We start from the raw sequence: 22,305 nt of genomic DNA on the forward strand, positions 1-22,305 counted from the left end.
AAACAACGATGAGTGAAGAATAAGGGTTTTCCCTAGATATTCAAGCCCAAAGCTATGCACTTGCTGCATAACCTGCTGCAGACCCGCTGTGGCGGGCATTCTCTGTGCAGTAATCAACAAGCAAGATCCCGCGTAGACTGGCGCCGCCATGAAGATCCAACTGCTGTCCGACCTGCACCTAGAAACCCACCCAGACTTTGCGCCCACGCCCGCGCCCGACGCCGATGTGCTGGTGCTGGCCGGCGATATCGGCTCCTACCAGGCGGGTTCGCGCCTGGACGATAGCGACTTCGGCCTGGCCCGCTTCTCCCCCCTGCCCCAGCACACCGGCTGGCCCACGCCGGTGTTGTTCGTTCCAGGCAACCATGAATACGACGGGCTGGACTTCGACACCGCCCACCAGCGCCTGCGCGCCACCTGCGAACGCTTGGGGCTGGTCTGGCTGGAACGCGAAACCGTGGAACTGCAGGGCGTACGCTTCATAGGCACCACGCTGTGGAGCGACTTTGACGCACTCGGGCCAGACGACACAGCCACCGAAGCCACGCTGGCCCAACAACTCAAGGCGCGCGACAAGGCCTTCCGCGCGGCCAACTACTATCTGACGAAGAACTCGGCCACCCGCGACGGCCAACCCATGCTGGCCGATGCCATCCGTGCGCAGGCCCTGGACTGCCAGGCCTGGCTGCGCAAGGCCCTGGCCGCAACCTTTGCCGGCCCCACGGTCGTAGTCACCCACTTTGCGCCCAGCCTGCACAGCGCCGACCCGCGCTACGGGCGCACGCCGGGCACGGCCGGCTTCTGCAATGCGCTGGACGATCTGCTGCCGCACGCGCAGCTATGGTTACACGGCCATCTACATGCCCCCAGCGACTACGTGCACAGAGGATGCCGGGTCGTAGCCAACCCCAGAGGCTATACCCGCAAGAACGAGCAACTGCACTTCCAAGAGGCGCGCTGCATTCCGCTTTGAGCCATGGCTACTATGGTTTTAATAGCTGCTAGCGCAGGTAATACCCGCGCTAGCGGGCAATCAGACCATCAAAGCAGGTAGACAGCACCCATTCGATAATCTGCTCATTGCTGTGCTGGCCCCCGGCCTGCAAAAAGCCCAGCACCGGGTCGCAGGCACGCGCATACAGCGTGTAGAGCACGGCCACAGCCGGCAGCTGCGGGTTGATCTGGCCAGCGGTTTGCGCGGCCTGTATCCAGCCGCCGAGCTGGTCGCTGACCTGCACCAGCACATCCAGGTAGGCGTTATTGCCCATCAGGTTGGCACGCAGGCTGGAGTTCTGGCTGGGTAGGGATGGCATTTCACCGGCCAACTGCACCTGCATCGCCCAGCGCACCAAGGCTTGCAGCTTCAACAAAGGGGCATCGGTGGCCGGCAGGGTTTGCAGAAAGTCCCGCGTGCGCTGCAGCACACGCACCATGGCGGCAGCGGCCAGGTCTTCCTTGCTGGGAAAGTGCTTGTACAGGCTGGCCTTGGCGATGCCCACGCCCAGCGCCACCTCGTCCACCGTCATGGCGTCAAAGCCCTTTTCAGCCAGCAGCCGGTTAACGGTTTGCACGATGGCCTCTTCACGGGCTTGCAGCATCTGCTGCTTGAAGGAAATTTTGGGTTGGAGGGAGGAGCGCATGCCGCATTTTAAGTGCAGACGCACAAAACAAGAACTATGGGTCTATTGTTAGACCCGCAAGTCACTAAACACAGCATGCGTACAACACACTGGCGATCGGCTGGATCTGCTGACAACGGAGTTTCAAAAATCCAGCCATATTATCTTTAATTTATTTAATAAACGATTGCATCGGCGCATTTATGTTTCAGTACATATACCATTTGTACCCATTGCACACCTGATTGTGAATCCAATGTACCTGGCGGGTTTTATAGCGCTTTATCTGTGATTTACGTCTGGGGCTGGCTGACAGAATTTAATTGCCCGTCCATCAACCCAGAGGATCACCATGCAAATCAGCAATGCAACCACCGTTCCTGCCAGCACTGCCAAAACATCTACGGCAGCCTCCAAAAGCTCCAGTACCCATGAAAATAGTGCGAAGGCTTTTAGCGCAGCTACTGCCGATGCCATGGGTCTGGCTAATTCGGCGGGCACAGCGGCTAAAAGTCTGGGCAACAGTGCAATTAACACCGTGAAATCGGCGGTAGAAAATACCGCCTCCACGGTTTCAGAAGGCACTAAAGAATTAAAGAGTGCCTATAACAGCGTAACCAGCGGCATCAGCAATGCTGCCACCAGCGCAGTGCAGGCCGTGGAAAACACCGCCAAATCTGCCGTCGACAGCACAGTGACCCTGGCCCATGAAAGCGCAGATGGTTTAAAAACTGCCTATAACGCTACTGCCAAAGGTATTGGCGCAGTAGCCAATGCCGCAGCCGGATATACGCAGGCGGGTATATCGGGTGCCACGCAAATCGTGAGCGCACTGGTTTAACCAGTAGCCCGGCATACAGGTCCAGGAGAATATTCTGTTTAAGTCCTATTGCCTGCGCGGAGCTGCGGTAGCGGCGTGTTTGCTGCAAACCGCCTGCTCCATATTTACGCCCGTGCCGCTGTTTGAGCTGGTGAAGGCCTCAGGCACGGCTGCCAGCACACTGATTACGGTCGGACCCAGCAAGGCAAAGGACACGGTCTACCACATACACCCCACTTTCGGCAAAGTCTGTATTGAATTCAATCCGCAATCACAGGCGGTTGAAATCTTGCCAGCAGTGCAATCCGAATTGCGCTTGCACCAAATAGAAAGTCGGATTTATGAAGCCGGCACCGCACCCAGTACCTGCGAAATTTGGCTAAATTATGTAGCGTATGTGGAGTGGGATATTCCACCATTCACCAATGATTACAAGACCTATTTGACCAGCACCACACTGACATTGCGTACATCCACTGGAAAAGTGCTGTCCAAGAGCAGTTATGCGCTAGACCCGGTATATGGCATGGGCAAATGGTCATCCACCCGCAGCAAGGTTGCACCGGTTATTACCGCATTACTCACCGGATTTGAAAATTAAACACCTGAGGATTTATATGGCACAGACTATCTACCGCGTACACGCATATTTAATGGCATTATTTGCACTGGCCGCGTTGGGGGCCTGTGCCGGATCGGACAGTATTGTCCCGCCGCCGGTGCGTGTGGCGGCCTTGCAGCAGCCCATGGATATAGAGCCGGTAGCCACCGGTGCGATATTCCGCTCGAATATGACGGTAACCTCGCTATTTTCAGACCGTAGAAAACCAACCAAAATCGGCGATGCACTGAAAATCGATATTTCTGAAACCCTGAGCGCCACCAGCGAACAAACCAGCAATACCAGCAAGGAAACCAAGCTGACACAGAAGGGGCCGGGTTCTGAGTCCAGCTCTCTGGGCAGTATCCTCAAAGGCATCATGAACGTGGATGCAACCGCCTCAGGCTCCGACACGCTCAAGGGCACGGGCACCGCCGGCAACAACAGCAAGTTCAGCGGCCGACTCGCGGCTGCCGTCATCAACGTCATGCCCAACGGCTACCTGCTGGTCGCCGGCGAGAAAAGCATTGTGTTGAACAACGGCATGAGCACGCTGCGCTTCTCTGGCGTGGTGAACCCGTATGACATCACCGCCGGCAACGTGGTCGCCTCGGGCGATGTGGTGGATGCCAAGCTGGAACTGGTCGGCAAGGGCGATGTGCAAGACGCCACCTCTCGCAACTGGATGCAGCGCATTCTGGCCAAGAGCCTGAGTTTTTGGTAGCCAGTCCCCTGGGCTGCGCGCACGCTACTGCGGACAGTTCTACCTCAGCCCAATCCTTACTGCAGCGCAGCCGCCGCCGCGTCAGTCAGCGCGGCGCTCAAGGTGTCCAGCACTTCGGACTGCAGATTCCAGCAGTGCCAGTAGAGCTGGATCTGCAAAGCCTCTTTAGGAACCAGGTTCACCAATTCCCCCTGGGCTAACAACTCGCTGGCCAGCAACTCGGGCACCACGCTGATACCCCAGCCGGCGCGCACAGCACGCACCTGGCCTTCAGAGCTGGGCACAAAAACCTGGCGTAGCGACACCCGCTTCAAACCGAATAGCTGGCTGACGAACTCGCGCTGCATATCGTCCTTGCGGTTAAAGGCGACAAACGGCACGTTGCGAAAGTTGTGCGCCGTCAGCCCATGCGGCAAATGCCGGCGGGCGTACTCGGCCTGTGCAACGGCCACGTAGCGCATGGCGCCCAGGTGCACCACCTTGCAGCCGCGCAGGGCCTGCTTCAAGGTCGTCACGCAGCCCAGCACCTGGCCTTCACGCAGCCATTCCTGGGTGAAATCCTGGTCGTCGGTGATGATTTCCAGCGGCAGGCCCTGCGCCACCACGCCCTGCAAGGCGCCCATGGCCCAGGTGGCAATGCTGTCGGCGTTGATGGCAATAGACACCCGCTCCTCGTCGCGCGCACCACCGTTGATGCTGGGCGCCAGCTCCTGCATGTCGCGCTCCAGATCGGCGCGCAGCAGGCGCAGCTGCTTGGTGTGTTTGATGAGCAAATGGCCGGCGGCCGTGGGCTTGAGCGGGCGGCTGCGCACCACCAGCACGGTGCCGGCCTGGGCCTCCAGCGAGCGCAGGCGCTGCGATACCGCCGACTGCGTGATGTTCAGCCGCTGCGCAGCACGCTCGAAGCCCCCCTCTTCCACTATCGCGGCAAGGCATTCAAGGGCGTCGGGGTCAAAACTGCTCATGGAAAGCGAATGTACCTCAGCCTGTATGGACCCGACCGCTAAATCCGTTGCCGTAGCGGGCCAGGCTCAGGCCTTCCATGCTGATGTCGGGCTTGCGCTGCGACAACAGGTCAGCCATCACGCGGCCGGTGCCGGCGGCCATGGTCCAGCCCAGGGTGCCGTGGCCGGTGGACAGGTGCAGATTCGGGTACGGGGTTTCACCCAGCACCGGCGTGCCATCGGGCGTCATGGGGCGCAGGCCGGTCCAGAACTCGGCCTTGGACACATCGCCGCCCTTGGGGAACAGGTCGGTGACCACGTGGTTCAGGGTATTGCGGCGCTCTTCATGCAACTGCAGGCTGTAGCCAGCCAGCTCGGCCGTGCCGCCCACGCGGATACGGTCGCCCAGGCGGGTCACGGCGACCTTGTGGGTTTCGTCCATCACGGTGGATTCGGGCGCACAGGCCGCGTCGGTAATCGGCACGGTGATGGAATAGCCCTTCACCGGGTACACCGGCAGGTTGAAGCCCAGCGGCTTGAGCAAGATGGGCGAATAGCTGCCCAGCGCTACCAGATAGCTGTCGGCCTGCAGCAGGCCGGCACCGGTGTGGACGCCGGTGATCTTGTTGCCATCTGCGGCAATGCGTTCGATCTGCACGCCGTAGCGGAATTGCACGCCCAAGGCTTCGGCCATCTTGGCCAGGCGGTTGGTGAACTTGAAGCAGTCGCCGGTTTCATCACCGGGCAGGCGCAGCGCGCCGACAAACTTTTCCTTCACCAAAGCCAACGCGGGTTCGTACTGCAGATAGGCCTCGCGGTCCAGCAGCTGGTAGGGCACGCCATATTGTTTCAGGATGGCAATATCGCCAGCGGTGCCGTCCAGCTGCTTTTGGGTGCGAAACAGCTGCAGCGTGCCCTGGCTACGCTCGTCGTAGGCAATGCCGGTGTCGGCGCGCAGCTGCTTCAGGCAGTCGCGGCTGTACTCGGCCAGACGCACCATGCGGCCCTTGTTGACCTGGTAGCGCGCCTCGGTGCAGTTGCGCAGCATTTGGGCACCCCAGCGCCACATGCTCGGGTCCAGCAGCGGGCGTATCACCAGCGGGCTGTGGTGCATCATCAACCACTGGATGGCCTTGAGCGGCACACCCGGCCCGGCCCAGGGCGCCGAATAGCCGGGCGACACCTCGCCCGCATTGCCGTAGCTGGTCTCCAGCGCGGGGCCGGGCTGGCGGTCCACCACCGTGACCTGGTGTCCGGCCTTGGCCAGGTAGTACGCAGTTGTGGTGCCTATCACCCCGCTACCCAAGATCAGAACTTTCATGTGGCGCTCGCTTTGTGAGAAATTGAAACTTGCCGAAATATAAGTTGACCTAATCCAGAACACCATGGTTTATTAGAAACTCTAATTCTGAATTAGGGTCTGTTGTGAGATGCTTGCAGTCCCAGAGACAACGGCCCCGTGCCGCAAGAAACACACCATGCCCAACACCACCTTGCTTATCAACGGCCAGTCCGTCCCCGCCTCCACCGGCACTACCTTCGAACGCCGCAACCCCCTGGACGGCAGCGTCGCCACCCGCGCGCCCGCCGCCACGGTGCAGGACGCGGTGGCCGCGGTAGAAGCCGCAGCCGCCGCCTTCCCCGCCTGGTCGGCCACCGGCCCGGGCCAGCGTCGCGCGCTGCTGACCAAAGCTGCTGCCGCGCTGGAAGCCAAAGCGCCGGCCTTCATCGCTGCCATGGCCGCCGAGACCGGCGCCTCCGCCATGTGGGCCGGTTTCAACGTGCACCTGGCCGCCGGCACCCTGCTGGAAGCCGCGTCGCTGACCACGCAGATCAGCGGCGAAGTCATTCCGTCCGACGTGCCCGGCAGCCTGTCCATGGGCGTGCGCCAGGCCGCCGGCGTGGTGCTGGGCATGGCGCCGTGGAACGCGCCGGTGATCCTGGGTGTGCGCGCCGTCGCCGTGCCGCTGGCCTGCGGCAACACCGTGGTGCTGAAGGGCTCGGAACTCTGCCCCGCCACCCACGGCCTGATCATCGAGGCGCTGCAAGAGGCCGGCTTGCCGCCCGGCGTGGTGAACTTCATCACCAATGCGCCGGCCGACGCGGCGGCGGTGGTCGAAGCCATGGTCGCCCACCCCGCCGTGCGCCGCGTCAACTTCACCGGCTCCACCCATGTGGGCAAGATCATTGCCGGCGTCTGCGCCAAATACCTGAAACCCGTGGTGCTGGAGCTGGGCGGCAAGGCGCCGCTGCTGGTGCTGGACGATGCCGATCTGGACGCAGCCGTCAACGCAGCGGCCTTCGGCGCATTCGCCAATTCGGGCCAGATCTGTATGTCCACCGAACGCATCATCGTCGACGAAAAGATTGCCGATGCCTTCGTCGCCCTGCTCGCCACCAAGGCCGCCAGCCTGCCGCTGGGCGACCCGCGCAAAGGCCCGGTCGTACTGGGTTCGGTGGTCGACATGAGCACAGTGCAGCGCTGCAACACGCTGATCGATGACGCGCTGGCCAAAGGCGCCAAGCTGCTCTGCGGCGGCAAGGCCGACAGCACCTTGATGCCCGCCACCCTGCTGGACCACGTGACGCCAGCGATGAAGATCTACAGCGAAGAATCCTTCGGCCCGGTGAAAGCCATCGTCCGCGTTAGCGGCCTCGATGCCGCCGTGGCCTGCGCCAATGACAACGCCTATGGCCTGTCCAGCGCGGTGTTTGGTCGCGACATTGCGCGCGCGCTGCAGGTCGCCGGGCGCATCCAGTCCGGCATCTGCCACGTCAACGGCCCTACGGTGCACGACGAACCGCAGATGCCGTTCGGCGGCGTCAAGGGCAGCGGCATCGGCAGCTTTGGCGGTGCCGCCGGCATCGCGGCGTTTACCGACCTGCGCTGGGTCACGGTGCAGACCACGCCACGGCACTATCCTTTTTGAGTAGATTTTCTATTCATAAAAACCGCTGCTGCCGCAGATATATCCTGCGGCATCAGCTGCGTTTTTGATAGCAAAGTTTCCTTGATTAGGCTGCCAATAACATGGCGAAATAGCCAAACACCGTCAACAAGATGCCAGACACCGCGTAGGCCACCGGGAAGCCTATCCACGGCACGCTGCTACCGATCTCCTTGGCGGCCTCGCGGGCCGGGCCGGAATGGCTGCGCGCACCGGCCACCCCGCCCATCAGCACGGCGGGGTTGATCTTGAAGACATGGAAACCCATCGCCCAGACGATGAACGGCGGAATGGTGCAGGCCACAAAGCCCAGCGCAAAGATCTTCAGCGCCACCATGCCGTTGAGCTGAGACAGCAGATTGGCCCCCGCATTCACGCCCACGATGGCTACAAAGAAGATCAGGCCCATGTCTTCCAGGATGTTGCGCGCGGCGTTCGGCGTGTTGCCAAAAAAGCGCACGCGCGACACCAGCGACGACACGATGATGCCCGACACCAGCAGGCCGCCCGCATTGCCCAGGCCCACCGACGCACCGAAGGCAGGCACCTGTATCTGACCAATCAGCAGCCCCAGAATCATGCCCAGCGACAGGGTCAGCAGATCGGTCGCGGTGCTGGGCCGCGCCACTTTGCCGATCAAGGCCGCCGCCTGGTCTATCGCGCTGCGCAAGCCCACCAGGTGCAACACATCCATGCGCTGCAAACGCGTCTCCAACCCCATGGGCAGGGGCGCGCCGCCGCGCTCCAGGCCCACCAGCTGCACCTGCCCGGCGATGGGCGAACGGCTGAACTCCTTCAGCGCCTTGCCCACCGCGTCGCGGTGCGTGACCAGAATCTCGGCCTGGTCCAGCGGGATGTTGAGCGCCCGTGCATCGGGCACCTCGGGGCCGATCAGGCCCATGTGATCGGTCAACGCGCCCAGGCTGCCGCCCAATGCGATCACGTCGCCCAGCTGTAGAACCAGCGCCGGGTCGGCTCCCAGCAGCTCTTTGCCGCGTTCCACGTTTTCGATCTGGTACTGCGCATAGCGCGTGCGGAACTGCGCGATGCTCTGGCCGCTCAGCTCGGGGTTGACCAGGCGGTAGGCACGCAGGTCGAACGGGCGGTAGCCGCTGAGGCCTGCGTCGTCCACATTCGGCACGCCATGCTCCACCTCGTAGGTCTTGGCGGCGCTGCGCGCGTCCACCCCCCACCAGCGCGGCAGGTATTTGCAGATCAGGATGATGCCCACCGTGCCCCAGATGTAGGTGATGCCGTAAGACAAGGCAATCATCGCCGTCGCGGCCTCGGCCGTAGTACCCGGCGGCAGCGGCACCACGCCGGAGGTGATGGCCTGCTCGGCCGAGCCTATGGCCGCCGACATGGTTTGCGAACCTGCCAGAATGCCGCCCGCCGCGCCCACAGGCAAAGACAGCCAGCGCGTGCCCAGCACCACGATGCCCAGGCCCAGGAAGGACGATAAAACCGCCAGCACGGTGAACTTCAGCCCGTCGCCCTTCAGGCTGTTGATAAACGACGGCCCCACACGCAAGCCCACGCCGTACATGAACAGGTAATAAAACAGGCTCTTGGTGAAGTTGTCCAGCTCGAAGCGCACGCCGTACGCCGCGCCCCAGGTCGCCACACCGCAGCCGATCACAATGGCCGCAGCCACCGCGCCCAGGCCATAGCCCTTGATGGTGCCGCGCCCCACCCAGACAGACAGCCCCACCACCAGAAACAGCAGGATGTAGGGGTTCTTCTGCAGAAAGGTCAGAAAGGCGACCATCACGCTGCGGCCAGCACGCGCAGTTCCGGCTCAGCTAGCGCCCCATGGCTGAAGCTAGGGCCCGCCTCGGAGCGCAGTACCGGGTTGTTCTGCAAGAAGTCGATGGCTTTGCGCAAGTCGTCCAGCAGCAGAGCGATCAGGTCGCGGCTGACACCGTGGCGCACCAGCACGCGTTGCACCACCACGGTCTGCCGGTCCGAAGGCAACGGGTACGAGGCAATCTGCCAGCCGCGCATGCGTACGCGCTCGGACAGGTCGTACAGCGTGAAGCCATGCTCCACGCCGTCCTTCAGCTTGTAGCAGACGGCAGGCAGGCCATCCTTGCCGTCGTACACCAGCTCCAGCGGGCTGAACTTGGCGATCTCTTGCGCCAGCCACTGCGCGGTGTCAGAGCAGGCCTGCTGGATGCGGGTGTAACCGTCGCGCCCCAGGCGCAAAAAGTTGTAGTACTGGGCAATGATTTCGCCGCCGGGCCGGCTGAAGTTCAGCGCGAAAGTCGGCATATTGCCGCCCAGGTAGTCCACGTTGAAGATCAGCTCCTGCGGCAGGTCGGCCTTGGCACGCCACACCACCCAGCCCACACCCAGCGGCGCCAGGCCGTATTTGTGGCCCGAGGCATTGATGGACTTGACCCGGTCGACGCAGAAATCCCACTCCAGCTCGCGCTGGATGAAGGGCGCCACAAAGCCACCGCTGGCCGCATCCACATGGATGGGAATGTCCAGCCCCAGGTCACGCTCCAGTGCGTCCAGCTCGGCCGCCAGCGCCGCCACCGGTTCATACACGCCGGTGAAGGTCACGCCCAGCGTAGCCACCACGCCAATGGTGTTCTCGTCGCAGTATGCGCGCAGGTCGGCGGGCTGCAGGCCCAGGGCGTCGCCACGCAGCGGCACTTCGCGCATTTCCACGTCGAAGTAGCGGGCGAACTTCTTCCAGCAGATCTGCACCGGGCCGCAGACAAAGTTGGGTTTGTCCGTGGGCAACCCGGCAGCTTCGCGGCGCTTCTTCCAGGCCCATTTCAAGGCCAGGCCGCCGAGCATGGCGGCTTCGCTGGAGCCGGTGGTCGAGCAGCCTATGGTGTCCCAGGATTTGGGCGCATGCCAGAGGTCGGCAATGATGTGCACGCAGCGGTTTTCGATCTCGGCTGTTTGCGGGTATTCGTCCTTGTCGATCATGTTCTTGTCGAGCGCGTCGGCCATCAGCTTTTGCACCTCGGGCTCAACCCAGGTAGTGCAAAACGTGGCCAGGTTCTGGCGCGAATTGCCGTCCAGCAGCAGCTCGTCGCGCACCAGGTTGTAGGCCGCCGATGGCGCAGTGGAATGGTCGGGCAGGCGGTACTTGGGCAGGCGCCGCTCCGAGGCTCCGCTGGAATACACATCCTCGATGGAAAGATCGTGGGACTCGGCAGTCTGGTACAGGGCCATGGGGTTTACTCGGTAAGGGAAAGTGAGGCAAAAGGCTGCACGCACGGCGCCATGGCGCCGTGGTGGCAGGGACAAACGAGGGAGGTACGAGGCCTAAGACACGCCCGGCGCGCGAGGCGGGCATGCGGGCAGATTGAAAAACCGATGGGCTGGTGGGGCACCGCCATGCCGGGCGTCGCCAGGCACCGGCTTAATGTGTTCCTCTACACCGGGCAAAGCAAGGCTTGGGCGGGCCTGCGAGCCAATTTGGCGCTTGTCCGACAGCGCGGAGGTGCGCTGTCCTACGTTCAAAGTCTGTCGCCTATAAAGGGCCAATAAAGTGCCTATAGCGCAGACAATACCTGCACCAGCAGCTATTACTTTAGGAGCAATCAGTCGTCCTGCCGGCGCTGGCAGCACGACCCTGGCATCGGCCTGAACCAGGTGCGCGCCTGCAAGCTCAAGCTGCTGGCCGTCGGCAGCCCCCACCGCTCGCTGCTGTTCCCTGATGTGCCGACGCAGACACCGTGTTCGGCGTCTACGCCCCCGCCTGCCTGCCCGCCGAGATCCTGACCACGCAAGCGATGACGGAGCGGATAGCCGGACTCGGCGGCAATGTGGCGCCAATGACACCCACAGCGTTTGGTGCCAAGACGTATGCGGACAGGGCGCGGTTTGGCAAGCTGACCCAGGAGCGGAGGATTCTGGGAGATTGAGACAGGGATGGCGGTAGAAAGTGGTGGCATGTCGCGGCGCGGCGCGGACCCCGATCAGCGCCGCATTCGGAGCCCGGTGGCACAATCGTCCACCCGGTGTGAAACCGGTTTTTTGGACCCAAACCCGCCATGCCCCCATCCTCTCCCACCGCGCGCCGCGCCGGAACTGCAGCGCTGACCATCCAGGACGTGGCCAACCACGCCGGTGTCTCCAAGGCCACGGTCTCGCGCTTTCTGAACCGGGGTGGCGAACAGCTATCGGCCGACATCGAGGCCCGCGTCTCAGCAGCGGTGCGCGAGCTCGGCTACAGTCCGAGCCCGATGGCGCAGGCGCTTAAGCGCGGCAAGTCCCGGCTGATCGGCCTGGTGGTGGCGGATGTGTCCAACTCGTTCTCGGTGGCCGTGCTGCGCGGCGCCGAAAAAGCATGCCGCGAGGCGGGCTACATGGTGATGCTGTTTAACCTTGGCAACGACCATGTACTGGAACGCGAGGCCATACGCGCGCTGTCGTCCTACCAGGTCGAGGGCTTCATCCTGCACACCCTGGGCAATGACGCGGCGGCGCTGGCCGACGCGGCGCGCCTGCACAAGCCGGTAGTGCTGATCGACCGGCGCAGCGGCGATGCCCAGCTCGACCTGGTCGGGCTTGACAACGATGCCGCCGTGCGCATGGCGGCTGAACATCTGGTGGAGGCCGACTACCGCCAGCTGCTGTTCGCCACCGAACCGATGAAGGGCGTGGGTTCGCGCGAACAGCGCGCGCGGGCTTTCCGCAGTTTCGTGGCCGAGCGCCCGGATATGCTGGCGGGCAGCACGTTCGAGGCCCAGCCGGGCGACGATGCCTCGCTGGACGCGGCCCTACGGGCGCTACGGCGCGATGCCGGTGCCAAGCCCTGTGCAGTGCTGGCCGCGAATGCGGTGATTGCGCTGCGCGTGGTGGCCGCCGTGGCACGGCTCGGCTGGACGCTGGGACGCGACATCGGCCTGCTCGGCTTCGACGACCCCGAATGGGCACCGCTGGTCGGGCCGGGACTGAGCGCGATCTCCCAGCCCACTGACGACATCGGCCGCTTCGCCATCAACTGCCTGCTTGAACGCCTGCGCGGCATTACCCTGCCACCGCGCCAGATTCTGCTGCCCGGCACGCTGAACGTGCGCGGGTCCACCCGGCGCAGCTGAGCCACGCGCCGCCCGGCGCGGCGCGCATTCCCCGTACTTTTGCATCCTGTGGCGAACCGTCTAGGGTTTGCACTGATATGTGCTTGAAACCGGTATCATAAAATTCAGAAACCGGTTTCAGAGACGTGTTTCACAGCCCATCCCGCCGGTGCACAACCCACTTACCGTGATGGAGACATACATGAACAAGCAATCCCGCCTGCAACGCCTGGCCAAGCCGCTGCTCGTTTCACTGCTGTTAGCAGCGACCACCCTGGGCGCGCAAGCGCAGAGCGTCAGCGAGATCGTCAAAAAGGGCCGCGTCACCATCGGTGTCGTGACGGGTGCGCCACCGTTCGGCACCACCGACGCAGAAGGTAAACCCGCTGGCTACGACGTGGATGTAGCGAACCTGCTGGGCAAGTACATGGGTGTGCCGGTGGAGCTGGTGCCACTGACCTCGCCCAGCCGGATTCCGGCGCTGGAGTCGGGCAAGGTCGATTTCCTGGTCGCCACCCTGGCACCGACGCCGGAGCGAGCCAAGGCAGTTATGTTCAGCATGCCCTACAGCGCCTTCGAGCTGACCATCTTCGCGCCCAGCACGGCCAAATACGCCAAGCTGGCCGACCTGGCCAAGCGCAAGGTCGGCGTGACGCGCGGCAGCACGCAGGACAGCGCACTCACCCGGCTGGCGCTTCCCGGCACCAACATCGTCCGCTTCGAGGACGATGCCACCTCGGCGCAGGCGCTGATCAGCAACCAGGTGGAGGCGATTGCCCTGCCCAGTACCACCGGTGTCGAGATCATGAAGGCGCGCGGCGCGGGCAAGTTTGACGCCAAGTTTGCCTTCTCGCTGCAGCCCAACGCCATGACCGTTCGCAAGGACGCGTTCGACCTGCACCAGTGGCTGAACACCACTATTTCCTACATCAAGCTCAATGGCGAGCTGGATGCGATTGCGCGCAAGTGGACCGGCAACCCGCTGCCCGTACTGCCCGTGTTCTGAGGCGGCTGACCATCCACCCGACCGCCCCGGCCCGCGCCGGGGCCCTTAGGAAACCGCATGAACTACCAATTTGACTGGAGCCCGGTACTGGGCCAGCTGGACCGCTTTGCCGCAGGCGCGGGCATGACCCTGGCGCTGAGCTTTAGCTCCATCGCGCTCGGCACCCTGGTCGGCACCTGTGGTGCCATCGCCGCCAGCTACGGCGGCCCCTGGGTGCGGCGCGGCGTGGCGGCCTACGTCGAGACCATCCGCAACACGCCCTTTCTGATCCAGCTGTTCATCATCTTCTTCGGCCTGCCGACCATCGGCCTGCAGATCGATGCGGTGACGGCGGCGCTGATTGCCATGAGCGTCAACCTGGGCGCCTATTCCACCGAAATCATCCGCTCCGGCCTGCAGGCCACCCACCGTACCCAGCTGGAAGCCGCAGCGGCCCTGGCCATGACGCGCTGGCAGGCGATACGCCACGTGGTGCTGGTGCCGGCCTTCGAGAAGGTCTACCCGGCGCTGGCCAGCCAGTTCACGCTGATGATGCTGACCTCCAGCGTGGTCTCGACCATCTCGGTCGAAGAACTCACGGCGGTGGCCAGCCAGATCGATTCGCAGACCTTCCGCACCTTCGAGAGCTACATCCTGGTGATGCTGATCTACATCGCGCTGTCCCTGCTGCTGCGGCTGTCGTTCTACCTGCTGGGTAGCCTGGTGTTCCGACGCCGCCGGGCGGTGGCGCGCAGCCAGCGGCTGTCGAAAAAGAGCCAGGGCCTGAAGGCCCGCCCGATAGGAGCCGCCAAATGATTACCGAATTCTCCTGGAACCACCTGAACATCCTGCTGCTGGCCGCACGCTGGACCCTGCTGGTGTCGCTACTGGCCTTTGTTGGTGGGGCGGCGGCCGGTTTCGTGGTGGCCTTGTGCCGCACTTCGCGCAGCGCTTGGCTACGTAACGCCAGCATGGTCTACATCCAGCTGGTGCAGGGCACCCCGGTGCTGATCGTGCTGTTCCTCAGCTACTACGGCCTGTCGGTGCTGGGCGTCAAGCTGTCACCCATGGTGGCGGCCATGCTGGCCATGTCGGTCTATGCCAGCGCCTACCTGGGTGAGATCTGGCGCGGCTGCATCGAAGCCGTGGCGCACGGCCAATGGGAGGCCAGCGAATCGCTGGCAATGACCCGCTGGCAGCAGCTGCGCCATGTGGTGCTGCCGCAGGCGCTGCGGCTGGCGGTGCCGCCCACCGTTGGGTTTTCGGTGCAGATCGTCAAGAACACCTCGATCACCTCGGTCATTGGTGTGGTCGAGCTAACCCGGGCCGGGCAACTCATCAACAACGCGACGTTTCAGCCCTTCATAGTGTTCGTCACCGTTGCCGTCATTTATTTTGCGCTGTGCTTCCCGCTGTCGTCGGCAGCCAAGCGCCTGGAAAGGAAACTCCATGTCTCTCGCTGAACCCATCGTCGAAGCCCACGCGGTGCACAAGTCCTACGGACACATCGAAGTGCTCAAGGGCGTTTCGTTCCAGGTCGAGAAGGGCCAGGTGGTGGCCATCATCGGCCGCAGCGGCTCGGGCAAAAGCACCATGCTGCGCTGCTTGAACGGCTTGGAATCCATCAACTCCGGCCGGGTCCGCGTGGCCGGCCACACGCTAGACCACAGCCGCAAGCAGTTGCTGGAACTGCGCCGCGATGTCGGCATGGTCTTCCAGAGCTACAACCTGTTTCCGCACCTGACGGTAGGCGAAAACGTGGCGCTGGCGCCGCGCATCGTACGCAAGCTGACGGCCGTGCAGATCGAGGCCATCGTCGACCGCGTGCTGGGCCAGGTCGGCCTGCGGGAGAAAAAGGATGCATACCCCGAGCAGCTGTCCGGCGGCCAGCAGCAGCGGGTAGCGATTGCGCGCTCACTGGCGATGGAGCCCGAAGTGATGCTGTTCGACGAGGTGACCTCGGCGCTCGACCCCGAACTCACCGCCGAAGTGCTGCGGGTGATGGAGCAGCTGGCGGCCTCCGGCATGACCATGGTGCTGGTCACGCACGAGATGGAATTCGCGCGCCGCATGGCGCACCAAACCATCTTCATGCACCAGGGCCGCGTGCACGAAGCCGGCGAATCCAAGGCGCTGTTCGCCGCACCGCAGACCCCGGAGCTGCAGCAGTTTCTGTCTGCAGGAGCCCTGAAATGAGCGCCGTGCAAGTTCTGGTATCGCTGGGCTCCTACGGTGCCGAGCTGGCGCTGCGCGTCGGCCAGGCAGAGCTGGCGCGCATCGCGGCAGCGGCGGGTGCCGATGGCATCGAATACCGTGGCGAGCTGCAGCGCGGCGTTGCCGACGAGCTGGCCGAGCAGGCTGCCGTCGCGCAGGCGCATGGCCTGGCGGTTGTCTGGTCCAGCCCCGAGGGCATCTGGGCCACCGATGGCGCCTTGGATGGAGCAGCGCTGGAGCGTGCCTTCACCACCGCCCAGGCGCTGGGCGCCAGCCGGGTAAAGATGTCGCTGGGTGCCTACACCCCCGACCGGGCTCTCGACGGTCTGCTGCCCTGGTTGCAGCGCGACGGCATGGAGCTGGTGGTGGAGAACGACCAGACCGCTGCCGCCGGCACGCTGCCGCTGTTACAGGACTTTTTCGGCCGCCTGGCGGCGCTGGGCTGCCATGTGCCCATGACCTTCGACATGGGCAACTGGTGCTGGACCGGCGAGGACCCGCTGGCCGCCGCCCGCATCCTGGGTGCGCAAGTCGGCTATATCCATTGCAAGGGTGTGCAGCGCCTGCCGGGCAAATGGGTGGCCGTGCCGCTGGAAGACTCTGCCGCGCCCTGGCGCGGCGTGCTGCGCCATCTGCCCACCAATGTGCCGCGCGCCATCGAGTTCCCGCTGCAGGGCGACGACTTAGTGCAGGTCACGCGCCGGCACCTGGCTCTGCTGCGTTCGGCGGAGCAAACCGCATGAGCGCAGCACGCCCGCACGGAGACGCTCGCACCGCAGCCCGCCAGGGCGAAGGTAGTACAGATAGCCATGATTTCGACGTAGTGACCTTGGGCGAAGCCATGCTAATGCTGGTGGCCGCCGAACCCGGTCCGCTCGACAAGGTGCAGAGCTTCCACAAGCGCACCGCGGGTGCCGAGACCAATGTGGCTATCGGCCTGGCGCGGCTGGGCCTGCAGGTAGGCTGGGCCAGCCGCCTGGGCAACGACTCGATGGCGCGCTACCTGCTGAGTGCCTTGGAGTCCGAGGGCGTGGACTGCGCCCAGGTGGTCTGCGATGCCGGCCAGCGCACCGGCTTCCAGTTCAAGGGCCGGGTGCTCGATGGCAGCGACCCGCCGGTGGAGTACCACCGCCGCGGCTCGGCCGCCAGCACCATGGGTGCCGACGCGGTCAATGCCGACTGGCTGCTGCGCGCCCGCCATCTGCACGTGACCGGCGTGTTCCCCGCGCTGTCGGCGGCTACGCTGGATGCCACGCGCAAGGCCATCGCCACCATGCGCGCGGCGGGTCGCACGATCTCCTTCGATCCGAACCTGCGGCCCACGCTGTGGCGCTCGCCCGAAGTGATGCGCGAGACGCTGAACGATCTGGCGCAGCACTGCGACTGGGTGCTGCCTGGGCTGGAAGAAGGCCGCCTGCTGACCGGCCACGCGGCGCCGGAAGACATCGCCGCGTTCTACCGTGCGCGGGGCGCCCAGCTGGTGGTGGTCAAGCTCGGACCTGATGGCGCTTATTTCGACAGCCCCGCTGGTTGTGGCCGCATCGCCGCCTACCCGGTAGCCCAGGTGGTCGACACCGTGGGTGCCGGCGATGGCTTCGCCGTGGGCGTGATCAGCGCCTTGCTCGAAGGCAGGGCCTTGCCCGAAGCCGTCCAACGCGGAGCTTGGATCGGCGCCCGTGCCGTACAGGTCCTCGGTGATACCGAAGGCCTGCCCACCCGTCAACAACTGGCCGCACAGGCCCTATGAGAGATTCCATGCGTAAAAACGTACTCGTATTCCGATCCCTGCCCGACGACCTGCTGGCGCGCTTGCAGGAGGCCCACCACGTGACCGTGGCCGACCCTCGCAAGCCGGAGCAGGTGGCGGCTTTTCATGCAGCGCTGCCCGGTGCCCATGGCCTGATCGGCTCCAGCGTCAAGCTCGGTGCCGCCGAACTAGGGGCCGCACCGCAGCTGGAAGTGGTGTCCAGCATCTCGGTGGGCGTGGACAACTACGACTTGGACTACCTGGCGCAGCGCGGTATCACGCTGTGCCATACGCCCGGCGTATTGACCGAGACCACGGCCGACACCGTGTTCTCGCTGATCATGGCGAGCAGCCGCCGTCTGGTCGAACTCGCCAACCATGTGCGCGAAGGCCGCTGGACGAAGAACATCGATGTAGACCTCTTCGGCTCCGACGTGCACGGCAAGACACTGGCCATCATCGGCTTCGGCCGCATCGGCCAGGCCGTGGCACGCCGCGCTGCGCTGGGCTTCGGCATGCGGGTGCTGTATGTGAATGAAAGCGATGTCGATCTGCCGGCGCTCGCTGGCCACACCACGCGCGTCACGCTTGCCGAGGCCTTGGCGCGTGCCGACATCGTCGCCATGACCTTACCTCTGACCGACGCCACACGCGGCCTGATGGGCCCGCAAGAGTTTGCCGCGATGAAGCCCGGCGCCATCTTTGTCAACGGCGCACGCGGCCAGATCGTGCAGGAACCGGCGCTGTTGGCCGCGCTGGACAGCGGCCACCTGCGCGCTGCAGGCCTCGATGTGTTCGCCACCGAACCGCTGCCGCAGGACTCGCCGCTGCGCAACCACCCGCGCGTCACTGCGCTGCCGCACATCGGCTCGGCCACCCACGAAACCCGCCGCGCCATGGCCGAGCTGGCCACCCGCAGCTTACTGCAGGCCCTGGCGGGCGAACGCCCGGCCAACGCGATGCAGCTGGCGGTTCACTGAAACCAAGGACGACCCATGCTCCACTCGATTCCCACCCTTTGCGGCTCCATCATGGGCCAGCCCATGAGTTTCAATGTGCGCATGCACAACGCCGCCTACCAGGCGCTCGGCCTGCCCTATACCTTTGTCTGCTTCGGCATCGACGACCCGGTGGCGGGCGTGGCGGCCATCCGTGCGCTGGGCGTGCGCGGCATGAACGTATCCATGCCGTTCAAGCAGGCGGTGATGCCGCACCTGGACGCGCTGGACGCGACCGCGCGCGACATCGGCGCGGTCAACACCATCAACAACCTGGACGGCCACCTCACCGGCTACAACACCGATTGCGTCGGCGCGGTGCGCGCGCTGGAAGAGGCAGGGCCGCTGGCGGGCCAGCGGGTCGCGCTGCTGGGTGCCGGTGGCGCGGGCCGGGCCGTGGCGTACGGTTTGCGCGGGGCAGGGGCGCAAGTCACCATCTTTAACCGCACCGCCGAGCGCGGCCAGGCGCTGGCCGACGACTTTGGCCTGCGCTTCGGTGGCGGCCTGGGTGACTTTGACGCGGCCGGCTTCGACACCGTGGTCAACGCCACTGCGGCGGGCTTCCGTGCCCCCGACATGAACCCATTGGAAGGCCTGCTGGCGCCGCACCTGCTGGTGATGGATGCGGCCTTTCTGCCGCTGCGCACCAAACTGCTGCGCGATGCCGAGGCGCTGGGCTGCCGCACCATCGGCGGCACCCGCATGATGCTGCACCAGGCCTGCGGCCAGATCGAGCTCTACACCGGCTGCGCGCGCGCACCGATCGAGGCGATGGAAACCGCCCTGCTCGACGAAATCCGTATCGTCGAAGCCTCAGCACGCTAGAACCGGATAGGTGGCGTTGCGCAGTGCCGGCTAAGCGCTCCCATGCGCCGCCTGCAAGCAGGCCTGCAGCACCTTGGTGGCCCGTGCCGGTTCGGGGGTACGGCGGGTGATGCCCAGAAACTGGCAGTCGTAGCGGAACAGCGCGGGCTGCAAGGCACGCATGCGCCCTCTTTGCACAAAGGCCTCGGCATAGTGCTCCGGCAAAAAACCCAGGTACTGGCCGGACAGTATCAGCGTGGCAATCGACTCCTGGTCGAAGCCGGTGGCCTTGCGCGGCAAGCGCACCTGCTGGCTGAACTCCATGTTTGGCGAGTGGTAGCCCAGGCCGGCAAACGGGTAGCGGCGCAGGCCGTCCCAGTCCAGTCCCTGCGGCTCCTGCGCAAACAGCGGGTGCTGCTGGCCGCAGTAGAGGTGCATGGTTTCGCCAAACAAGTCGTCGTACACCAGGATGTCCGACGTGCGGTGGCCCGGGATCACCCCGACCTGGAACTGGCCGTCGATCACGCCGCGCTCGATCGCCTGGATGGGTGCTACGTGCAGGCACAGGCTGACGTCCGGCGCCTGCTGGGCAAACTGGGCGATGGCCGCACTGATGCGCGCCTGCGGGTTGCTGGCGGTCTGGTCGAAAACGGCCAGGTGGATCTCGCCGCCCATGCGGTGGTGCAACGCGTCCACACTGGCGCGGAAAGCCTCGGCCCCGGCCAGCAGGCGCAGGGTTTCGGTATAGATCTGCTGGCCCTCGGGCGTCAGCGCAAAGCCGCTGCGGCCACGCCGGCACAGCGTCAGGCCCAAGCGGGTTTCCAGGTCTTTGACATGGCGGCTGACGGTGGAGGTGCCGATGTTCAGCTCCAGCTCGGCCGCCGCCATGCCGCCACACTCGACCACGCTCTTGAACACCCGCAGCAGGCGGATGTCCATATCGGTCAGCTGGCCCAGCACAGCTTTATTTTTCACTTGCATATTCTGCTAACTGAAGATTGATATTTAACTCTTTATGAGAGTAACAGGCGCGGCAAGAATCCAGCCATTCTTTTTCAATTGGACAGTGCCATGGACATGACCGACAGCCACAAACTCAGCCAACGCCCCCGTACCGACGCCGCCTGGCTGGACGCGCACTGGATGCCCTACAGCGGCAACCGCAACTTCAAGGCCGACCCGCGCATCATCACCAGTGCCAAGGGCTGCTACTACACCGATATCGACGGTCGCCAGATCCTGGACGGCCTGTCCGGCCTGTGGTGTTCCGGCCTGGGCCATGGCCGCGCCGAGCTGACCGCTGCCGCCGCGCACCAAATGGCAACGCTGGACTACTCGCCCGCCTTCCAGTTCGGCCACCCGCTGTCGTTCGAGCTGGCCAATAAACTGAAAGAATTGACGCCCGCCGGGCTGGACCACGTGTTCTTCACCGGCTCGGGTTCGGAATCTGCCGACACCTCGCTGAAGATGGCGCGCGCCTACTGGCGCACCAAGGGCCAGGCCAGCAAGACGCGCTTCATTGGCCGTGAAAAGGGCTACCACGGCGTGGGCTTTGGCGGCATCTCGGTGGGCGGCATCGGTGCCAACCGCAAGATGTTTGGCGAGGCACTGCAAGCCGACCACCTGCCGCACACCCAGCTGAAAAGCAACGCCTTCTCGCGCGGCATGCCGACCAGCGGCGCCGAGCTGGCCGACGAGCTGTTAGACCTGATTACCCTGCACGACGCGAGCAACATCGCTGCCGTCATTGTGGAGCCCATGTCCGGTTCGGCTGGCGTGGTGGTGCCACCCGTGGGCTACTTGCAGCGCCTGCGCGAGATCTGCACGGCCCACAACATCCTGTTGATTTTTGACGAAGTGATCACCGGCTTTGGCCGCATGGGTGCGATGACCGGTGCCGAGGCATTTGGCGTCACGCCCGACATCATGAACGTGGCCAAGCAGATCACCAACGGCTCGCAGCCCATGGGCGCGGTGCTGGTGAAGAAGGACATCTACGACACCTTCATGGCCGCAGGCGGCCCCGACTACATGCTGGAATTTGCCCACGGCTACACCTACTCGGCCCACCCTGTGGCCTGCGCCGTGGCGCTGGCCACGCTGGACATCCTGGTCAAAGAAGACATGCCCCAGCGCGTGCGCAGCATGGCCCCGCATTTTGAAAGCGCGGTGCACAGCCTGAAGGGTGCCAAGCACGTCACCGACATCCGCAACTACGGCCTGGCCAGCGGCATCACCATCGCTGCCGTCCCTGGCGAGCCGGCACGCCGCCCCTATGAGATCGCCATGGCGATGTGGAAAAAGGGCTTTTACGTGCGCTACGGTGGCGACACCATCCAGCTGGCACCACCCTTCGTCATCAGCGCGGCCGAAATCGACAGCCTGGTGAACGCCCTGGGCGAGACGCTGAACGCGCAGGCCTGAGCGGCATGACCGCCACGCAGCGCCCTTCGGCCATACCGACGGTGCAGATCGACAATGCCCGCGTCAAGGTGACCGAATGGCGCTTTCCACCCGGCGCCCACACCGGCTGGCACCGCCACGGCATGGACTATGTGGTGGTGCCCATGACCAGCGGCACCCTGCTGCTGGAGACCCCGGATGGCGAAGTGCACAGCGCCTTGACCGCCGGCCAGTCCTACACCCGGCTGACCGGCGTGGAGCACAACGTGGTGAACGCCAACGACCACGATTTCGTGTTTGTCGAGGTCGAGCTCAAGTAGCCTGAAAATCTACATCTTTCAGGCCGCCAGCGCAGGCAATACCTGCGCTGGCGGCTACGAATAGCATAGCATTCAGGGCTGCTGGCAAGTCCTGTTTACACACGCTTACGCCTGCAGTATGGTGGTGCCACCC

At 64.2% G+C, this 22,305-nt stretch carries 22 protein-coding genes; 16 read left to right on the plus strand and 6 right to left on the minus strand.

The window, feature by feature from the left end; translation table 11 throughout:
- Positions 1-148 precede the first annotated feature (148 nt).
- Positions 149-973, plus strand: coding sequence for a metallophosphoesterase (locus tag AC4BBN_RS09160; protein ID WP_490591677.1), 825 nt, complete (start codon positions 149-151; stop codon positions 971-973).
- 49 nt (positions 974-1,022) lie between these two features.
- Here the strand turns inward: AC4BBN_RS09160 and AC4BBN_RS09165 are convergent, their stop codons facing one another.
- The gene (locus AC4BBN_RS09165) at positions 1,023-1,640 is read right to left on the minus strand and encodes a TetR/AcrR family transcriptional regulator (protein ID WP_490591678.1); all 618 of its coding nucleotides are present in this window, start codon (positions 1,638-1,640) and stop codon (positions 1,023-1,025) included.
- 331 nt (positions 1,641-1,971) lie between these two features.
- Here AC4BBN_RS09165 and AC4BBN_RS09170 point away from each other — a divergent pair, with 331 nt between their 5' ends.
- From AC4BBN_RS09170 to AC4BBN_RS09180, 3 genes are all read left to right on the plus strand, one after another.
- Positions 1,972-2,460 carry a hypothetical protein gene (locus AC4BBN_RS09170; protein ID WP_490591679.1) on the plus strand — a complete coding sequence of 163 codons (489 nt, stop codon included), beginning with the start codon at positions 1,972-1,974 and terminating at the stop codon, positions 2,458-2,460.
- Positions 2,461-2,539: 79 nt separating this feature from the next.
- Complete coding sequence (locus tag AC4BBN_RS09175) at positions 2,540-3,040, plus strand: cell division protein FtsI (protein WP_490591680.1); 501 nt, start codon at positions 2,540-2,542, stop codon at positions 3,038-3,040.
- Between the two features lie 52 nt (positions 3,041-3,092).
- Positions 3,093-3,764, plus strand: coding sequence for a flagellar basal body L-ring protein FlgH (locus tag AC4BBN_RS09180; protein ID WP_490591681.1), 672 nt, complete (start codon positions 3,093-3,095; stop codon positions 3,762-3,764).
- Positions 3,765-3,820: 56 nt separating this feature from the next.
- Here the strand turns inward: AC4BBN_RS09180 and AC4BBN_RS09185 are convergent, their stop codons facing one another.
- Positions 3,821-4,729, minus strand: a complete 909-nt coding sequence (locus tag AC4BBN_RS09185) for a LysR family transcriptional regulator ArgP (protein WP_490591682.1) — start codon at positions 4,727-4,729, stop codon at positions 3,821-3,823.
- A gap of 16 nt (positions 4,730-4,745) precedes the next feature.
- On the minus strand, positions 4,746-6,029 hold the full coding sequence (locus tag AC4BBN_RS09190; RefSeq protein ID WP_490591683.1) for a D-amino acid dehydrogenase: 1,284 nt from the start codon (positions 6,027-6,029) through the stop codon (positions 4,746-4,748).
- Between the two features lie 157 nt (positions 6,030-6,186).
- On the opposite strand from AC4BBN_RS09190, the gene AC4BBN_RS09195 reads away from it, so the two are divergent.
- Complete coding sequence (locus AC4BBN_RS09195; RefSeq protein ID WP_490591684.1) at positions 6,187-7,638, plus strand: aldehyde dehydrogenase family protein; 1,452 nt, start codon at positions 6,187-6,189, stop codon at positions 7,636-7,638.
- 85 nt (positions 7,639-7,723) lie between these two features.
- On the opposite strand, the gene AC4BBN_RS09200 is transcribed toward AC4BBN_RS09195, so the two are convergent.
- Positions 7,724-9,424, minus strand: coding sequence for an aspartate:alanine exchanger family transporter (locus AC4BBN_RS09200; RefSeq protein WP_490591685.1), 1,701 nt, complete (start codon positions 9,422-9,424; stop codon positions 7,724-7,726).
- A complete protein-coding gene (gene gad, locus AC4BBN_RS09205) occupies positions 9,424-10,848 on the minus strand; it encodes a glutamate decarboxylase (protein ID WP_490591686.1) in 1,425 nt (474 codons plus the stop codon). The genes AC4BBN_RS09200 and gad overlap by 1 nt, the downstream gene beginning before the upstream one ends.
- Before the next feature lie 824 nt (positions 10,849-11,672).
- Between gad and AC4BBN_RS09210 the strand changes: the two genes are divergently transcribed.
- The 9 genes from AC4BBN_RS09210 to AC4BBN_RS09250 all read left to right on the plus strand — a co-directional run bounded on the left by AC4BBN_RS09210 (position 11,673) and on the right by AC4BBN_RS09250 (position 19,470).
- On the plus strand, positions 11,673-12,722 hold the full coding sequence (locus AC4BBN_RS09210; RefSeq protein WP_490591687.1) for a LacI family DNA-binding transcriptional regulator: 1,050 nt from the start codon (positions 11,673-11,675) through the stop codon (positions 12,720-12,722).
- A 181-nt stretch (positions 12,723-12,903) separates the two neighbouring features.
- The gene (locus AC4BBN_RS09215; RefSeq protein ID WP_490591688.1) at positions 12,904-13,707 is read left to right on the plus strand and encodes a transporter substrate-binding domain-containing protein; all 804 of its coding nucleotides are present in this window, start codon (positions 12,904-12,906) and stop codon (positions 13,705-13,707) included.
- A gap of 57 nt (positions 13,708-13,764) precedes the next feature.
- Positions 13,765-14,502: an amino acid ABC transporter permease gene (locus tag AC4BBN_RS09220; RefSeq protein WP_490591689.1), complete on the plus strand. Its 738-nt coding sequence runs from the start codon at positions 13,765-13,767 to the stop codon at positions 14,500-14,502.
- Positions 14,499-15,149 carry an amino acid ABC transporter permease gene (locus AC4BBN_RS09225; RefSeq protein WP_490591690.1) on the plus strand — a complete coding sequence of 217 codons (651 nt, stop codon included), beginning with the start codon at positions 14,499-14,501 and terminating at the stop codon, positions 15,147-15,149. Before AC4BBN_RS09220 ends, AC4BBN_RS09225 begins: the two co-directional genes overlap by 4 nt.
- Positions 15,136-15,882 (plus strand): amino acid ABC transporter ATP-binding protein, encoded by a 747-nt coding sequence (locus AC4BBN_RS09230; protein WP_490591691.1) that lies wholly within the window; start codon positions 15,136-15,138, stop codon positions 15,880-15,882. The genes AC4BBN_RS09225 and AC4BBN_RS09230 overlap by 14 nt, the downstream gene beginning before the upstream one ends.
- Positions 15,879-16,643, plus strand: a complete 765-nt coding sequence (locus tag AC4BBN_RS09235; RefSeq protein ID WP_490591692.1) for a sugar phosphate isomerase/epimerase family protein — start codon at positions 15,879-15,881, stop codon at positions 16,641-16,643. The genes AC4BBN_RS09230 and AC4BBN_RS09235 overlap by 4 nt, the downstream gene beginning before the upstream one ends.
- 98 nt (positions 16,644-16,741) lie before the next feature.
- Positions 16,742-17,647, plus strand: coding sequence for a sugar kinase (locus AC4BBN_RS09240; RefSeq protein WP_490592845.1), 906 nt, complete (start codon positions 16,742-16,744; stop codon positions 17,645-17,647).
- A gap of 8 nt (positions 17,648-17,655) precedes the next feature.
- The gene (locus AC4BBN_RS09245) at positions 17,656-18,627 is read left to right on the plus strand and encodes a 2-hydroxyacid dehydrogenase (protein ID WP_490591693.1); all 972 of its coding nucleotides are present in this window, start codon (positions 17,656-17,658) and stop codon (positions 18,625-18,627) included.
- Positions 18,628-18,642: 15 nt separating this feature from the next.
- Positions 18,643-19,470, plus strand: coding sequence for a shikimate dehydrogenase family protein (locus AC4BBN_RS09250; RefSeq protein WP_490591694.1), 828 nt, complete (start codon positions 18,643-18,645; stop codon positions 19,468-19,470).
- A 30-nt stretch (positions 19,471-19,500) separates the two neighbouring features.
- On the opposite strand, the gene AC4BBN_RS09255 is transcribed toward AC4BBN_RS09250, so the two are convergent.
- Positions 19,501-20,430: a LysR family transcriptional regulator gene (locus tag AC4BBN_RS09255; protein WP_490591695.1), complete on the minus strand. Its 930-nt coding sequence runs from the start codon at positions 20,428-20,430 to the stop codon at positions 19,501-19,503.
- Positions 20,431-20,520: 90 nt separating this feature from the next.
- Between AC4BBN_RS09255 and aptA the strand changes: the two genes are divergently transcribed.
- Both aptA and AC4BBN_RS09265 read left to right on the plus strand, forming a co-directional pair.
- Positions 20,521-21,873 carry an omega-aminotransferase AptA gene (gene aptA / locus AC4BBN_RS09260; RefSeq protein ID WP_490591696.1) on the plus strand — a complete coding sequence of 451 codons (1,353 nt, stop codon included), beginning with the start codon at positions 20,521-20,523 and terminating at the stop codon, positions 21,871-21,873.
- Positions 21,874-21,878: 5 nt separating this feature from the next.
- Entirely contained in the window at positions 21,879-22,172 is a 294-nt protein-coding gene (locus AC4BBN_RS09265) for a cupin domain-containing protein (RefSeq protein WP_490591697.1), read from the plus strand.
- The last annotated feature ends 133 nt before the right edge of the window (positions 22,173-22,305 follow it).

This window comes from Rhodoferax sp. SPJ21 (assembly GCF_058216335.1).

Coding starts and splice junctions, on each gene's coding strand:
- AC4BBN_RS09210 (WP_490591687.1), top strand. CDS start 11,673: ATGCCCCCATCCTCTCCCACCGCGCGCCGCGCCGGAACTGCAGCGCTG.
- AC4BBN_RS09230 (WP_490591691.1), top strand. CDS start 15,136: ATGTCTCTCGCTGAACCCATCGTCGAAGCCCACGCGGTGCACAAGTCC.
- AC4BBN_RS09240 (WP_490592845.1), top strand. CDS start 16,742: ATGCTAATGCTGGTGGCCGCCGAACCCGGTCCGCTCGACAAGGTGCAG.
- AC4BBN_RS09200 (WP_490591685.1), bottom strand. CDS start 9,424: ATGGTCGCCTTTCTGACCTTTCTGCAGAAGAACCCCTACATCCTGCTG.
- AC4BBN_RS09190 (WP_490591683.1), bottom strand. CDS start 6,029: ATGAAAGTTCTGATCTTGGGTAGCGGGGTGATAGGCACCACAACTGCG.
- AC4BBN_RS09220 (WP_490591689.1), top strand. CDS start 13,765: ATGAACTACCAATTTGACTGGAGCCCGGTACTGGGCCAGCTGGACCGC.
- AC4BBN_RS09250 (WP_490591694.1), top strand. CDS start 18,643: ATGCTCCACTCGATTCCCACCCTTTGCGGCTCCATCATGGGCCAGCCC.
- AC4BBN_RS09255 (WP_490591695.1), bottom strand. CDS start 20,430: ATGCAAGTGAAAAATAAAGCTGTGCTGGGCCAGCTGACCGATATGGAC.
- AC4BBN_RS09170 (WP_490591679.1), top strand. CDS start 1,972: ATGCAAATCAGCAATGCAACCACCGTTCCTGCCAGCACTGCCAAAACA.
- gad (WP_490591686.1), bottom strand. CDS start 10,848: ATGGCCCTGTACCAGACTGCCGAGTCCCACGATCTTTCCATCGAGGAT.
- AC4BBN_RS09165 (WP_490591678.1), bottom strand. CDS start 1,640: ATGCGCTCCTCCCTCCAACCCAAAATTTCCTTCAAGCAGCAGATGCTG.
- AC4BBN_RS09195 (WP_490591684.1), top strand. CDS start 6,187: ATGCCCAACACCACCTTGCTTATCAACGGCCAGTCCGTCCCCGCCTCC.
- AC4BBN_RS09235 (WP_490591692.1), top strand. CDS start 15,879: ATGAGCGCCGTGCAAGTTCTGGTATCGCTGGGCTCCTACGGTGCCGAG.
- aptA (WP_490591696.1), top strand. CDS start 20,521: ATGGACATGACCGACAGCCACAAACTCAGCCAACGCCCCCGTACCGAC.
- AC4BBN_RS09265 (WP_490591697.1), top strand. CDS start 21,879: ATGACCGCCACGCAGCGCCCTTCGGCCATACCGACGGTGCAGATCGAC.
- AC4BBN_RS09185 (WP_490591682.1), bottom strand. CDS start 4,729: ATGAGCAGTTTTGACCCCGACGCCCTTGAATGCCTTGCCGCGATAGTG.
- AC4BBN_RS09180 (WP_490591681.1), top strand. CDS start 3,093: ATGGCATTATTTGCACTGGCCGCGTTGGGGGCCTGTGCCGGATCGGAC.
- AC4BBN_RS09215 (WP_490591688.1), top strand. CDS start 12,904: ATGAACAAGCAATCCCGCCTGCAACGCCTGGCCAAGCCGCTGCTCGTT.
- AC4BBN_RS09245 (WP_490591693.1), top strand. CDS start 17,656: ATGCGTAAAAACGTACTCGTATTCCGATCCCTGCCCGACGACCTGCTG.
- AC4BBN_RS09160 (WP_490591677.1), top strand. CDS start 149: ATGAAGATCCAACTGCTGTCCGACCTGCACCTAGAAACCCACCCAGAC.
- AC4BBN_RS09225 (WP_490591690.1), top strand. CDS start 14,499: ATGATTACCGAATTCTCCTGGAACCACCTGAACATCCTGCTGCTGGCC.